Source organism: Pseudomonas sp. GW823-FHT06B06, from assembly GCF_058795195.1.
The window spans coordinates 88204-101731 of sequence record NZ_JBXAHO010000025.1; the positions used below are offsets into that span (position 1 = coordinate 88204).

At 59.7% G+C, this 13528-nt stretch carries 12 protein-coding genes and 2 tRNA genes; 10 read left to right on the plus strand and 4 right to left on the minus strand.

What is annotated here, in order from left to right:
* Nucleotides 1-110: 110 nt before the first annotated feature.
* Nucleotides 111-1070, plus strand: coding sequence for a DMT family transporter (locus tag AC1Q8Q_RS21705; RefSeq protein ID WP_020799989.1), 960 nt, complete (start codon nt 111-113; stop codon nt 1068-1070).
* Between the two features lie 130 nt (nt 1071-1200).
* On the opposite strand, the gene AC1Q8Q_RS21710 is transcribed toward AC1Q8Q_RS21705, so the two are convergent.
* Nucleotides 1201-2595 (minus strand): class II fumarate hydratase, encoded by a 1395-nt coding sequence (locus AC1Q8Q_RS21710; protein ID WP_179054191.1) that lies wholly within the window; start codon nt 2593-2595, stop codon nt 1201-1203.
* Between the two features lie 192 nt (nt 2596-2787).
* Between AC1Q8Q_RS21710 and AC1Q8Q_RS21715 the strand changes: the two genes are divergently transcribed.
* The 7 genes from AC1Q8Q_RS21715 (at nt 2788) to AC1Q8Q_RS21745 (ending at nt 10652) form a co-directional block, all read left to right on the plus strand.
* Nucleotides 2788-3309 carry a DUF2059 domain-containing protein gene (locus tag AC1Q8Q_RS21715; protein ID WP_020799991.1) on the plus strand — a complete coding sequence of 174 codons (522 nt, stop codon included), beginning with the start codon at nt 2788-2790 and terminating at the stop codon, nt 3307-3309.
* 13 nt (nt 3310-3322) lie between these two features.
* Nucleotides 3323-3622, plus strand: coding sequence for a BolA family protein (locus AC1Q8Q_RS21720; RefSeq protein ID WP_020799992.1), 300 nt, complete (start codon nt 3323-3325; stop codon nt 3620-3622).
* 203 nt (nt 3623-3825) lie between these two features.
* A complete protein-coding gene (gene trhO, locus AC1Q8Q_RS21725; protein ID WP_020799993.1) occupies nt 3826-4767 on the plus strand; it encodes an oxygen-dependent tRNA uridine(34) hydroxylase TrhO in 942 nt (313 codons plus the stop codon).
* 36 nt (nt 4768-4803) lie between these two features.
* Nucleotides 4804-5406 (plus strand): DsbA family protein, encoded by a 603-nt coding sequence (locus AC1Q8Q_RS21730; RefSeq protein WP_173667180.1) that lies wholly within the window; start codon nt 4804-4806, stop codon nt 5404-5406.
* Nucleotides 5399-7216 carry an ABC transporter ATP-binding protein gene (locus tag AC1Q8Q_RS21735; RefSeq protein WP_020799995.1) on the plus strand — a complete coding sequence of 606 codons (1818 nt, stop codon included), beginning with the start codon at nt 5399-5401 and terminating at the stop codon, nt 7214-7216. Before AC1Q8Q_RS21730 ends, AC1Q8Q_RS21735 begins: the two co-directional genes overlap by 8 nt.
* Before the next feature lie 136 nt (nt 7217-7352).
* Entirely contained in the window at nt 7353-9812 is a 2460-nt protein-coding gene (locus AC1Q8Q_RS21740) for an EAL domain-containing protein (RefSeq protein ID WP_168758779.1), read from the plus strand.
* Nucleotides 9813-9857: 45 nt separating this feature from the next.
* A complete protein-coding gene (locus AC1Q8Q_RS21745) occupies nt 9858-10652 on the plus strand; it encodes an iron-containing redox enzyme family protein (protein ID WP_033043101.1) in 795 nt (264 codons plus the stop codon).
* 69 nt (nt 10653-10721) lie between these two features.
* Here the strand turns inward: AC1Q8Q_RS21745 and sugE are convergent, their stop codons facing one another.
* From sugE to rdgC, 3 genes are all read right to left on the minus strand, one after another.
* A complete protein-coding gene (gene sugE, locus AC1Q8Q_RS21750) occupies nt 10722-11036 on the minus strand; it encodes a quaternary ammonium compound efflux SMR transporter SugE (RefSeq protein ID WP_008060873.1) in 315 nt (104 codons plus the stop codon).
* A gap of 119 nt (nt 11037-11155) precedes the next feature.
* Complete coding sequence (locus AC1Q8Q_RS21755) at nt 11156-12121, minus strand: bile acid:sodium symporter family protein (protein WP_020799999.1); 966 nt, start codon at nt 12119-12121, stop codon at nt 11156-11158.
* Between the two features lie 156 nt (nt 12122-12277).
* Nucleotides 12278-13198 (minus strand): recombination-associated protein RdgC, encoded by a 921-nt coding sequence (gene rdgC / locus AC1Q8Q_RS21760; protein ID WP_008060875.1) that lies wholly within the window; start codon nt 13196-13198, stop codon nt 12278-12280.
* 160 nt (nt 13199-13358) lie between these two features.
* On the opposite strand from rdgC, the gene AC1Q8Q_RS21765 reads away from it, so the two are divergent.
* Nucleotides 13359-13434 (plus strand) — tRNA-Val (locus AC1Q8Q_RS21765).
* A gap of 19 nt (nt 13435-13453) precedes the next feature.
* Nucleotides 13454-13527, plus strand: a tRNA-Asp gene (locus AC1Q8Q_RS21770).
* The last annotated feature ends 1 nt before the right edge of the window (nt 13528 follow it).

Sequence of the window (13528 nt, forward strand, 5' to 3'; positions counted from 1 at the left end):
GCATGTAGCGACCTGCACAGTTTCATTCGCGGCCAAGCGGTAACTGTCCCTGTGTGCGGCGCGGCACAGCGCCTAGAATGGTGCGACTTGTTTTCCGGATTGGGGTTCGCATGCACATTTCATCGGGTCGCTGGGTTTATGGGCTGTTGCTGGCCTTGCTGACCGCGCTGTTGTGGGGAATCCTGCCGATCAAACTCAAGCAGGTGCTGCTGGTGATGGACCCGGTCACGGTGACCTGGTTTCGCCTGATGGTGTCCGGTGGCTGCCTGTTCATTTACCTCGCGGCGACCGGGCGCCTGCCGAGCCGCAAAGCGCTCGGGCCACGGGGCGGCTGGCTGGTGCTGATGGCAGTGCTTGGCCTGGTGGGCAACTACGTGCTGTACCTGATGGGGTTGAACCTGCTCAGCCCAGGCACCGCGCAACTGGTGGTGCAGATGGGACCGATCATGTTGCTGATCGCCAGTGTGTTCGTGTTCAAGGAGCGGTTCAGCCTGGGGCAGGGGATTGGCTTGTTGGTGTTGTTGATCGGCTTTGCGCTGTTTTTCAACCAGCGCCTGAGTGAGTTGCTGACCTCGTTGAGCGACTATACCGCCGGTGTGCTGCTGGTGTTGCTGGCCTCCACGGTCTGGACATTTTATGCGCTGGGGCAGAAGCAGTTACTGACCGTGTGGAATTCGTTGCAGGTGATGATGGTGATCTACCTGTTTTGCGGGCTGTTGCTGACGCCTTGGGTGCATCCGCTGGAAGCCCTGCAACTTAACCCGTTGCAAGGTTGGCTGTTGCTGGCGTGCTGCATGAACACCCTGATCGCCTATGGCGCCTTTGCCGAGGCGCTGGCGCATTGGGAGGCGTCGCGGGTGAGTGCGACGCTGGCCATTACACCCTTGGTTACTTTTGGCGCAGTGGCACTGGCCGCCTGGTGGTGGCCGGAGTACGTGCACGCCGAAACCATCAATGGCCTGGGTTACGGCGGGGCGGTGTTGGTGGTACTGGGTTCGGCATTGGTGGCGTTGGGGCCCTCGTTGATGGCCGGGCTCAAGGCTCGCAAGGTGCGGATGGCGGCCAGTTAGACCGCGTTATCGTTCTTCGCGAGCAGGCTCGCTCCCACAAGGATTGGCGTCGGTCGCAAATACTGCAGTCGACACAAAATCTGTGGGAGCGAGCCTGCTCGCGAAAGCGGACTATCAGGCACTAAAGAACTCAGCCCTTGGCCCCGGCCTCCAACATGTTCTCCGGCCGCACCCAGGCATCGAACTCTTCATCGGTCAGATACCCCAGTTGCAACGCCGCCGCACGCAATGTCAGCCCTTCGCTGTAAGCCTTCTTGGCAATCTCCGCCGATTTGTCATAACCAATGTGCGGGTTCAACGCTGTCACCAGCATCAACCCTTGTTCCAGATGCTCAGCCATTTTCCCCGCGTCGGGTTCCAGGCCGGCGATGCAGTGCTGCTGGAAGTTGCTGCAGCCATCGGCCAGCAAGCGGATCGATTGCAGCAGGTTGTGGATGATCACCGGCTTGAACACATTGAGCTGCAAGTGACCCTGGCTCGCTGCGAAGCCGATGGTCACGTCGTTGCCCAAGACCTGGCAGGCCAGCATCGACAGTGCTTCGCACTGGGTCGGATTGACCTTGCCCGGCATGATCGAGCTGCCCGGTTCGTTGGCCGGCAGTTTCACTTCGGCGAAGCCGGCGCGCGGGCCGGAGCCCAGCAAGCGCAAGTCATTGGCAATTTTCATCAGCGTCACGGCGAGGGTTTTCAGCGCGCCGGACAATGAGGTCAGCGGCTCATGGCCGGCCAGGGCCGCAAACTTGTTGGGCGCGGTGATGAACGGCAAGCCGGAAAGCGCGGCAAGTTCCGCGGCAATCGCTTCACCGAAGCCGTGGGGCGAGTTCAGTCCAGTACCGACCGCCGTGCCGCCCTGGGCCAGTTCACAGACCGCCGGCAGCGCGCTGCGGATCGCCCGTTCGGCGTAATCGAGCTGGGCGATGAACGCCGAGACTTCCTGGCCAAAGGTGATGGGGGTGGCGTCCATCATGTGGGTGCGGCCGGTCTTGACCAGTTTCATGTGGCGGGCTGACAGCTCGGCCAGGCCACCGGACAGCTCACTGATCGCCGGCAGCAAGTGTTGTTGCACCGCCTGTACGGTGGCGATGTGCATGGCTGTGGGAAAACAGTCGTTGGAACTCTGGGAACGGTTGACGTGATCGTTGGGATGCACCGGGGACTTGCCGCCGCGTGGGTTGCCGGCCAGCTCGTTGGCGCGCCCGGCGATCACTTCGTTGACGTTCATGTTGCTCTGGGTGCCGCTGCCGGTCTGCCAGACCACCAGCGGGAATTGATCGTCATGCTCGCCGTCGAGCACTTCATCGGCCGCCTGTTCGATCAGTCTGGCAATGTCGGCGGGCAAATCGCCGTTACGGTCGTTGACTCGTGCCGCCGCTTTCTTGATCAGTGCCAAGGCGTGCAGTACCGCCAGCGGCATCCGTTCGTCGCCGATGGCGAAGTTGACCAGCGAGCGTTGCGTTTGAGCACCCCAATAGGCCTCATCCGGGACTTCCACCTGGCCCAGGCTGTCGGTTTCGATTCGGCTCATCATGCACACTCCTGTAGGTCTGATTGCGCAGTTTAGGCCGTGATCGTCGGCCGTGGTTCCATCAGTCTGGATTCTGCTGATTCAACCCCTCTAAATCAGGCGCGACAAGGCTTGGGGTTGAGCGACAGAGTTTTTTAGGCGCAGAATGGACGTCCTTGGGGTTTTACCTCGCCTGCTAGAAAAGGAAACTCGATGACTCGTCTTCGTGCCATCTGTACCGCGGTTGCACTGGTCTGCGCCAGCGGCCCTGTTTTTGCCGATACCGCCAGCCACAACGCCAGTGCCGAGGCTTTCCTGACCCTGGCGCATGCCGACAAACTGGGTACTCCGGTGTACATGCAAGTACAGCAGATGTTTGCCCAGCGCTTCCAGCAAACCAAAGCCCCCGAATCGAAAAAAGCCGTACTGGAAACCTACCAGGCCAAGGCCAACGCTGCTCTGGACCAAGCCATTGGCTGGAACAAGCTGAAACCGGACATGGTCAAGCTCTACACCACCAACTTCACCGAGTCTGAGCTCAAGGACCTGGTCGCGTTCTACCAGTCGCCACTGGGCAAGAAAGTCCTGGAGAAAATGCCGCAGCTGACCCAGCAGTCGGCCCAGATGACCCAGGCCAAGCTGGAAAGCGCGGTGCCTGTGGTCAACAAGCTGCTGGCTGACATGACCGCCGAGCTGGAGCCTAAAGGCGCCGCTCCCGCCAAGAAAAAGCCTTGAGCCGGAGTTGGGAATGACCATGCAACAACGCATTGAATCGACACTGGGTTTGCTACAGCCCGAGTATCTGCAGGTGCTTGATGAAAGCCACATGCACAGCCGTGGTTTGCAAACACACTTCAAGGCCGTGGTGGTCAGTGCGCAGTTCGAAGGCTTGAACCGGGTCAAGCGCCACCAGAAGGTCTACGGCACGCTTGGCGAGCTGATGGGCGAGTTCCATGCCTTGGCGCTGCATACCTACACGCCTGAGGAATGGGCGCAAATCGACGCGGCCCCGGCCTCGCCGACTTGTGCCGGTGGCAGCAAACACTGATACCCCCCTTGTAGGAGCCAGGCTTGCCGGCGATAGCATCACCGCGGTTCTGCTGAATCACCGCGGTGACGCTATCGCCAGCAAGCCGGCTCCTACAGGGATTGCGTTATTTTTGTTAGAATGTTCAGCGCGTCGCTCCTGCGGCGCGTTTTTTTTCGCATCCGGTTCACCCCTTACGAGGGTAGCCACCTGGAGATTTACCCATGACACAACAGATTGTCGTGGCGGCACTGTATAAGTTCGTCACCCTGCAAGATTACGTCGCCATGCGCGAGCCTCTGCTCAAGGCCATGGTCGACAACGGCATCAAAGGCACGCTGCTGATCGCCGAAGAAGGCATCAACGGCACCGTGTCCGGCAGCCGCGAAGGCATCGACGGGCTGATGGCCTGGCTCAAGAACGACCCGCGCATGGACGACATCGACCATAAAGAGTCGTACTGCGACGAGCAGCCGTTCTACCGCACCAAGGTCAAGCTCAAGAAAGAGATCGTGACCCTGGGCGTTGAAGGCGTGGACCCGAACAAGAAAGTCGGCACCTACGTCGATCCGCAGGACTGGAATGCGCTGATCAGCGATCCGGAAGTCCTGTTGATCGATACTCGCAATGACTATGAAGTCTCGATTGGCACCTTTGAAGGTGCAATTGACCCGAAAACCACCAGTTTTCGCGAGTTTCCCGACTACATCAAAGCCAACTTCGACCCGACCGTGCACAAGAAGGTGGCGATGTTCTGCACCGGCGGCATTCGTTGTGAAAAAGCGTCGAGCTACATGCTCAGCGAGGGCTTCGATGAGGTCTACCACCTCAAGGGTGGCATCCTGAAATACCTCGAGGAGGTGCCTCAGGAAGAAACCAAGTGGCAGGGCGACTGCTTCGTGTTCGACAACCGCGTGACGGTTCGCCACGACCTCAGCGAAGGCGACTACGATCAATGTCATGCCTGCCGCACACCGGTCAGCGTCGAAGATCGCGCCTCCGAGCATTATGTGGCCGGGATCAGTTGCCCGCATTGCTGGAATACGCTGAGCGAGAAAACCCGTCGCAGCGCCATCGACCGGCAAAAGCAGATCGAACTGGCCAAGGCACGCAACATGCCGCACCCGATCGGCTACAACTACAAGCAAGCATCCACCGAGGCCTGAACCATGTCTGCACGCCTGCTCTATGTGATGGACCCGATGTGTTCCTGGTGCTGGGGCTTCGCGCCGGTGGCCAACGCGTTGGTCGAGCAGGCGCAAGCCGCAGGCGTGGACGTGCACCTGGTGGTAGGTGGTTTGCGCACCGGCAGTGGTTCGGCCCTGGAGCCGACCACCCGCCGTTATATTCTGGAGCACTGGCAGGCGGTCAACGAGGCCACGGGGCAACCCTTCAAGCTCGACGGCGCGTTGCCCGACGGCTTCGTCTATGACACCGAGCCGGCCTGCCGGGCGTTGGTGACGGCACGCGGCCTGGCACCGGATTGCGCGTGGAAGCTGCTGGGATTGATCCAGCATGCGTTTTACGCCGAAGGCCGCGATGTCACCCACGCCAGCGTTCTGGTGGAGTTGGCGGAACAGGCCGGGCTGCCGCGCATCGAGTTCGCCGCCGCTTTCGACCGTGCCGATACGCACGCCGCGACGGCTGCCGATTTCACCTGGGTCCAGGACCTGGGCATCGCCGGTTTCCCGACGTTGCTGGCTGAACGCAATGGTCAATTGGCGTTGCTGACCAATGGCTACCAGCCGCTTGGCGTCCTGTCCCCCTTGCTCGGTCGCTGGCTGGAGCGTGCCGCCTGTGCATGATCCCGCCAACGACACCCCAACCGTTAAACGTGTCGACCGGCTGAGCTGGGCAGAAATCCGTCGTCTGGCTCTTCATCACAAGAAATCCCTGTGGATCGCCAACGGTGTAGCCGTGTTGGCGACCCTGTGCAGCGTACCTATTCCCTTGCTCCTGCCATTGCTGGTAGACGAAGTGTTGCTGGGGCACGGCGACGCCGCGCTGAAAATCATGAACCTGGCGCTGCCCGAGGCCTGGCAGAAAGCCGCGGGCTACATCGGCCTGATGCTGGTGGTGACCCTGGCCCTGCGGTGCGCGGCATTGCTGTTCAACGTGGTGCAGGCGCGCTTGTTCGCCTCCTTGGCCAAGGACATCGTCTACCGTATTCGCATCCGTCTGATCGAACGCCTCAAGCGTATTTCGCTGGGGGAATACGAAAGCCTGGGCAGCGGCACGGTGACCACGCACCTGGTGACCGATCTCGACACCCTGGACAAGTTTGTCGGCGAAACCCTCAGTCGTTTCCTGGTGGCCATGCTGACGCTGGTCGGCACCGCGGGCATTCTGGTGTGGATGCACTGGCAGCTGGCGCTGCTGATCCTGTTGTTCAATCCGCTGGTGATCTACGCCACGGTGCAATTGGGCAAGCGGGTCAAGCACCTGAAGAAACTCGAGAACGACAGCACCTCGCGCTTCACCCAGGCATTGACCGAAACCCTGGACGCGATCCAGGAAGTGCGCGCCGGTAACCGCCAGGGCTTTTTCCTCGGTCGTTTGGGGCGACGCGCCCGGGACGTTCGCGATTATGCGGTGAACTCGCAATGGAAAACCGATGCGTCGAACCGGGCCAGCGGTTTGTTGTTCCAGTTCGGCATCGATATTTTTCGTGCTGCAGCGATGCTTACCGTGCTGTTTTCCGACCTGTCCATCGGCCAGATGCTCGCGGTATTCAGCTACCTGTGGTTCATGATCGGTCCGGTCGAGCAGCTTCTGAATTTGCAGTACGCGTATTACGCCGCCGGCGGCGCATTATCGCGGATCAACGAGCTGCTTGCCCGGGCTGATGAGCCGCAATACCCAGGCGGTGTCGACCCGTTCAAAGGTCGCGAAACCGTTGGCATCGAAGTTCAGGGATTGAGTTTCGGCTATGGCGACGAACTGGTCTTGAACCAGATGGATTTGTCGATCGCTCCCGGTGAAAAAGTCGCGATCGTCGGTGCCAGCGGTGGCGGCAAAAGCACACTGGTGCAGTTGCTGCTGGGCTTGTACACGCCGCTGGCGGGGACCATCCGTTTCGGCGGTTCGACCCAGCAGGAGATCGGCCTGGAGACCGTGCGCGAAAATGTCGCCGTGGTCCTGCAACACCCGGCGCTGTTCAACGACACGGTGCGCGCAAACCTGACCATGGGGCGTGAGCGCAGCGACGAGGCTTGCTGGCAAGCACTGGAAATCGCCCAACTGCACACCACTGTACGCGAGTTGCCCAATGGCCTGGACAGCATCGTCGGGCGTTCCGGCGTGCGCTTGTCCGGCGGCCAGCGCCAACGCCTGGCCATTGCGCGGATGGTATTGGCCGATCCCAAGGTGGTGATTCTCGACGAGGCCACCTCGGCCCTGGATGCCGCCACCGAATACAACCTGCACCAGGCGCTGGCGCGGTTCTTGAGCCATCGCACCACGTTAATCATTGCGCACCGCTTGTCCGCGGTGAAACAGGCCGACCGGGTGCTGGTGTTTGACGGCGGTCAGATCGCCGAGGATGGCGACCATCAGCAGCTGATTGCCGATGGTGGTTTGTACGCCAAGCTTTATGGGCATTTGCAGCAGCACTGAGTCAGTGCCAGGCACCTCGAGTGGACTTTCCTGCAAGAGGAGGAGGGTTGACGCTTGCTGGGATGCGGAAGGCCCCCTAGTCTAGCTGTAGCGATCACGTGGATGATGATCTGGCAGTGCTAAACAAAGGGACCTCATGAATCAAGCGCGGACTCTCGGAACGCCACGGTTGCTGGGCATCGTCTGGCCTTTTATTGCCGTTGTGTTATTTCAGGCCCTGTTGGGGGGCGTCAGTCTTTATGTATTGTCGGCGGTGCGCGGTTATGTTGCTGGCGAAAGCCTGTGGTCCAAGGGCCAGAAGGACGCGATCTATTACCTCAACCTGTATGCCGACAGTCGCGATGAGAGCAAATTCCTCAAGTATCAGGAGGCCATTGCCGTCCCTCAGGGCGGGCATGAGCTGCGTCTGGCACTTGACCAGCAGCCACCCGATATCGAAGCGGCCAGGCTGGCGATTCTCAAGGGTGGCAACCACCCCGATGACGTTCCCAGCCTGATCTGGCTTTACCTCAATTTTCGCCATTTCAGCTACCTCGAGAAAGCCATCGATCGCTGGACCGTGGGTGATGCGTACCTTGATCAACTCGATGATGTCGCCAGGGACATGCACCGCCACATCAGCATCAAGCCGGCCCATCCTGACGACATCCAGCGCTGGAAAGAACAGATTTTCGATATCAACAACGGGGTGACGCCGGCGGCGAAGGCCTTCAGCGATGCCCTTGGCGAAGGCTCGCGGATGATCATGCGCCTGCTACTGGCAACGAATCTGGCCACCGCCCTCGGCCTGATCGCCCTGGCGCTGCTGCGCACACATAAGCTGCTCAAGCAGCGGCACGCTTTTGCCGACGCCCTGCAGCTGGAGAAGGAGCGGGCGCAAATCACCCTGCAATCGATTGGCGACGCGGTGATCACCACCAATGTCGAGGGCGCGATCGCCTACATGAATCCGGCCGCCGAAGCCTTGACCCACTGGAAAGCCGAACAGGCGAGCGGGTTGCCGCTGGCGGCGCTGTTCAATCTGCTGGATGACAATGCCCAAGCCGATGGTTTTACCTTGATCGAGCACATCCTGAGCGGTCAGCTCAGTGGCGGCAGCGAACATTCCAAGCTCATTCAGCGCCTTGATGGCAGCACGGTGTCGGTCACCCTGGTCGGGGCGCCGATCCGCAATGCCGGGAAGGTCAGCGGTGCCGTGCTGGTGCTGCATGACATGACCCAGGAGCGGCAATACATTGCCAATCTCTCCTGGCAGGCGACCCATGATGCGCTGACCGGGCTCGCCAACCGCCGCGAGTTCGAATTCCGTCTGGAACAGGCGCTGCAGGGCCTGACGCGACAATCGGGGCGCCACGCCTTGATGTTCCTCGACCTGGATCAGTTCAAGTTGGTCAACGACACCAGCGGACACGCGGCGGGTGACGAGTTGCTGCGGCATATCTGTGCACTGTTGCAATCCGGATTGCGCGAGGGCGACACCCTGGCCCGGTTGGGCGGCGACGAGTTTGGCATCCTGCTGGAGAACTGTGCTCCGCAGGCAGCTGAAAAAATTGCCGAGGGGTTGCGCCAGACCGTGCAGAACCTGCACTTCGTCTGGAAGGGGCGGCCGTTCGTGACCACCGTGAGCATCGGCCTGGTGCACATCAATGCCCATCCGACCACCCTGGAAGTCTCGCTGCGCGCGGCTGACATGGCCTGCTACATGGCCAAGGAAAAGGGCCGCAACCGGGTTCAGGTATATCACGCCGACGACTCGGAGCTGTCCCTGCGCTTTGGCGAGATGGCCTGGGTGCAGCGCTTGCACATGGCCCTGGAAGAAGACCGTTTTTGTCTGTACGCCCAGGAAATCGCGCCGCTTGGTCATGTCGAACAAGGTGGCGGGCATATCGAGATCCTGCTGCGTCTGCATGATGAAGCGGGTCGCATGATATTGCCGGACAGTTTTATTCCGGCAGCAGAACGCTATGGCTTGATGACGACCCTGGATCGTTGGGTTGTAAAGAACGTGTTCAAGATCATTGCCCAATGTATGGCCGAAAAGCACAACGAGCCTTTAGCGATGTGTGCGATTAATCTGTCAGGCACAACTATAGGAGATGAAGCGTTCCTGGACTTCCTGCGTCAACAGTTCATTAGTTACGCCATACCACCTGAAATAATTTGTTTTGAAATCACTGAAACCAGCGCCATTTCCAATCTGGCGAGTGCAATTAAATTTATTAACGAACTCAAAGGTTTAGGGTGTCTGTTTTCCCTGGATGACTTTTGCGCCGGTATGTCCTCGTTCGCATACTTGAAACATTTGCCTGTAGACTTCCTGAAGATCGACGGGAGTTTCGTAAAGGATATGCTGGACGACCCGATTAACCGCGCCATGGTCGAAGTGATCAACCACATCGGTCATGTCATGGGTAAGCGTACGATTGCCGAGTTTGTTGAAACGCCCCAGATCGAGCAGGCATTGCTGGATATCGGAGTTGATTACGCTCAAGGGTATGTCATTGAACGCCCGCATCTGTTTACCTGCGATAGCTTGAAAAGTCGTCCAGCCAGGCCGCAGCCCCTGTTGTTCAAGGCGCCCGGCACGTTCCGTTGAAGTCTCTCGTTGATCGGAACAATCACAATCAAAAGGAGCCCGACAGTGATCGAGACATTCAACCGAACCGGACCACTCATGGAAGCTGCAAGTTATCCCGACTGGGCCCAGCGCCTGATTCAGGATTGCAGCGCGAGTAAGCGCCGGGTTGTAGAGCACGAGCTGTATCAGCGCATGCGAGATAACAGACTCAGTGCCAAGACGATGCGCCAGTACCTTATCGGGGGCTGGCCCGTGGTCGAACAGTTCGCGTTATACATGGCGCAGAACCTGACCAAGACCCGTTTTGCCCGCCACCCGGGCGAGGACATGGCGCGTCGCTGGTTGATGCGCAACATCCGTGTCGAACTCAACCACGCCGACTACTGGGTGAACTGGAGCCGTGCGCACGGCGTCAGCCTGGAAGATCTGCAGGCGCAGCAGGTGGCCCCCGAGCTTCACGCCTTGAGCCATTGGTGCTGGCACACCAGTTCCGCCGATTCGCTGATCGTTGCCATTGCTGCCACCAACTACGCCATCGAAGGCGCGACCGGTGAGTGGTCGGCGGTGGTCTGTTCCAATGGTCTGTACGCGGCAGCCTTCCCGGAGGAGGATCGCAAGCGGGCCATGAAATGGTTGAAGATGCACGCCCAGTATGACGATGCCCACCCTTGGGAAGCGCTGGAAATTATCTGCACCCTGGCCGGGATGAATCCGAGTAAGTCATTGCAAATCGAATTGCGCCAGGCCGTGTGCAAGAGCTACGACTATATGTTCCTGTTCCTGGAGCGTTGCATGCAGTTGGAGCATTCGGAAAAGGCCTCGGTGATGCGTGAGCGATTGGAGATGGCCGAAAGCTGACAGATTGGCGTTCATGAAAAAGCCCGCCCCTGGTGACAGGAGGCGGGCTTTTTTGCAGATGGGCTGTAGTCAGGCGCTGACTTTAAGCCCCACCAGGCCGGTGATGATCAATGCCACACTGGCCAGACGGACCAGCGCCATGGATTCGCCAAACAAAATGATTCCGGCAATCACGGTGCCGACTGCACCCACTCCGGTCCAGATCGCATAGGCCGTGCCCAGCGGCAACTCCTTCATCGCAAGGCCGAGCAAGCCAAGGCTGACGGCCATGGCGGCAACGGTCAATGCCGTAGGGAGAGGGCGGCTGAAACCATCGGTGTACTTGAGGCCAACGGCCCAGCCGACTTCGAACAAGCCGGCGAAAAACAGAATGATCCAGGACATGGAAGACCTCCATCCATTGACGGGGTCGTCCCCAAGGTTAATGACTCGATCGAGCCGCGAGGTCGTCCTCGCGTTGCGCAATATAGTGCCCAGCATTAACCCTGGGATCAAGTTTCGGTTCAGTCGGTCGCCTGTCGCGCGGCGACTTCACGATCCTGCTTCTCGCTCATGCGACGGAAATACGTCGAGAGCAACGCCCCGGAAATGTTGTGCCAGACACTGAACAACGCGCTCGGTACCGCCGCCAAAGGCGAAAAGTGCGCACTGGCCAAGGCGGCGCCCAGCCCTGAGTTCTGCATGCCGACTTCCAGCGCCAGGGATTTGCGCTGGGCCAGTGGCAATTTGAACAGGCGCCCGGTGAAGTAACCCAGCAGGTAACCAAAGCTGTTGTGCAGCATGACCACGGCCATGATCAACAGGCCCGATTCGGCAATTTTCGCCTGGCTGGCGGCCACCACGGCGGTGACGATGATCACGATGCTCACCACCGAAACCAGAGGCAACACGTCCACAGCGTGGCGAACCTTGTCGCCGAGCAGTCGCTGGGCAGCGACACCCAGTACGATCGGCAGCAGCACTACCTGGAGAATCGACCAGAACAGCTCCATGAACGACACCGGCAGCCAGGCCGAAGCCAGCAGCCAGATCAAGGCGGGTGTCAGGAGCGGAGCGAGGAGGGTGGTCACGGCAGCGATGGCCACCGACAACGCCAGGTCGCCGCGTGCCAGCCAAGTCATCACGTTCGACGAGGTGCCGCTTGGGCAGCAACCGACCAGAATCACGCCGACGGCAATCTCCGGGGGCAAATGGAACGCCTGGCAGAGCAACCACGCCACGCCAGGCATGATCACGAAATGCGCCACCACGCCCAAGGCCACGCGCCACGGGTGGCGGGCGACCTCGGCGAAGTCGTCGAGCTTGAGGGTCAGGCCCATGCCGAACATCACCAACCCCAGCAACGGCACGATGGCGCCCTTGAGGCCGATGAACCAGGCCGGCTGCAGGAATGCCACGACGGCGAAAATCAGTACCCAGTAGGCGAAGGTGTTACCGACAAAACGACTCAATGCAGCCAGTGCACGCATGGCCAGATCCTTATTGTAAGAAAGCGTTAGGGAGCTAAGCATACGCTGCTCGCAAAAAAAGATCGCAGCCTGCGGCAGCTCCTACAAGGAAACGCATTCCAATGTAGGAGCTGCCGCAGGCTGCGATCTTTTTGCAGGCGCCGCCGATTTCGATAATCAGATGCCTTGCGGAGTCTCTTCCCCACCCAACGCCTCGACCAGCGCCGGCAGGAAATCACCGAACGTCAGCATCATCAGGGTGAAGCTGGCATCCAGTTGGCCGAGGGCTTCATCGCCACCGTCCTGTTCCGCCTGGTCTTGCAGCAGGTCTTCGAACTTCAGGCGCTTGACCACCATCTTGTCGTCGAGGACGAAGGACAGCTTGTCCTGCCAGGCCAGCGACAATTGAGTGACCACCTTGCCGGTGCTCAGGTGTAGCTGGATTTCTTCGCTCGTCAGGTCCTGACGCTTGCAACGCACGATGCCGCCGTCTTCGTGGGTGTCGCGCAGTTCGCACTCGTCCAGCACAAAGAAGTCGTCTGCGGCTTTCTGGGTGGTGACCCACTCGGTCATGGTCGCTGTCGGGGACATTTTCACAGTCAGTGGGCGCACCGGCAGTGTGCCGATCACTTCCCGCAGGGTGGACAGCAGGTCCTCGGCGCGCTTCGGGCTGGCCGAGTTAACCAGGATCAGGCCCTGTTTCGGCGCGATGGCGGCGAACGTCGAGGAGCGACGGATAAAGGCGCGCGGCAGGAAGGCCTGGATGATTTCATCCTTGATCTGGTCGCGTTCCTTTTTATAGACCTTGCGCATTTGCTCGGCCTCGATCTCTTCGACCTTTTCCTTCACTGCATCACGCACGACGCTGCCCGGCAGAATACGCTCTTCCTTGCGCGCGCTGATCAGCAGGAAATCACCGCTGACGTGCACCAGCGGGGCATCTTCGCCCTTGCCGAACGGTGCGACGAAACCGTAGGTGGTCAACTCCTGGCTTGCACATGGACGCGCCAGCTTGGTGGCCAGTGCAGTCTCCAACGCCTCGGCATCAACAGGCAGATCTTGGGTCAGGCGATAGATAAGCAGGTTTTTGAACCACATGGGGTAAGTCTCTCCTTATATACAAAGGCGGGCATTATTGTCCTCCGTGTGCCATAGGCCAACCCTTCTCTAAGCCTTTGGAAGGCATCAGAAAATTAATTAAAAAAGTGCTTGCCAGAGGTAGGGGCGCTCCGTAGAATGCGCGCCACACCGAAGCGAAGGGTGATTAGCTCAGCTGGGAGAGCGTCTGCCTTACAAGCAGAATGTCGGCGGTTCGATCCCGTCATCACCCACCATTCGTTTCAAGTGTTTAGCGCAGCGGTAGTTCAGTCGGTTAGAATACCGGCCTGTCACGCCGGGGGTCGCGGGTTCGAGTCCCGTCCGCTGCGC

Excerpts from the sequence above, each read along its gene's own strand:
- AC1Q8Q_RS21740 (WP_168758779.1), top strand. The coding sequence starts at position 7,353 with ATGAATCAAGCGCGGACTCTCGGAACGCCACGGTTGCTGGGCATCGTC.
- AC1Q8Q_RS21755 (WP_020799999.1), bottom strand. The coding sequence starts at position 12,121 with ATGCGTGCACTGGCTGCATTGAGTCGTTTTGTCGGTAACACCTTCGCC.
- AC1Q8Q_RS21720 (WP_020799992.1), top strand. The coding sequence starts at position 3,323 with ATGACCATGCAACAACGCATTGAATCGACACTGGGTTTGCTACAGCCC.
- AC1Q8Q_RS21705 (WP_020799989.1), top strand. The coding sequence starts at position 111 with ATGCACATTTCATCGGGTCGCTGGGTTTATGGGCTGTTGCTGGCCTTG.
- rdgC (WP_008060875.1), bottom strand. The coding sequence starts at position 13,198 with ATGTGGTTCAAAAACCTGCTTATCTATCGCCTGACCCAAGATCTGCCT.
- trhO (WP_020799993.1), top strand. The coding sequence starts at position 3,826 with ATGACACAACAGATTGTCGTGGCGGCACTGTATAAGTTCGTCACCCTG.
- AC1Q8Q_RS21710 (WP_179054191.1), bottom strand. The coding sequence starts at position 2,595 with ATGAGCCGAATCGAAACCGACAGCCTGGGCCAGGTGGAAGTCCCGGAT.
- sugE (WP_008060873.1), bottom strand. The coding sequence starts at position 11,036 with ATGTCCTGGATCATTCTGTTTTTCGCCGGCTTGTTCGAAGTCGGCTGG.
- AC1Q8Q_RS21715 (WP_020799991.1), top strand. The coding sequence starts at position 2,788 with ATGACTCGTCTTCGTGCCATCTGTACCGCGGTTGCACTGGTCTGCGCC.
- AC1Q8Q_RS21730 (WP_173667180.1), top strand. The coding sequence starts at position 4,804 with ATGTGTTCCTGGTGCTGGGGCTTCGCGCCGGTGGCCAACGCGTTGGTC.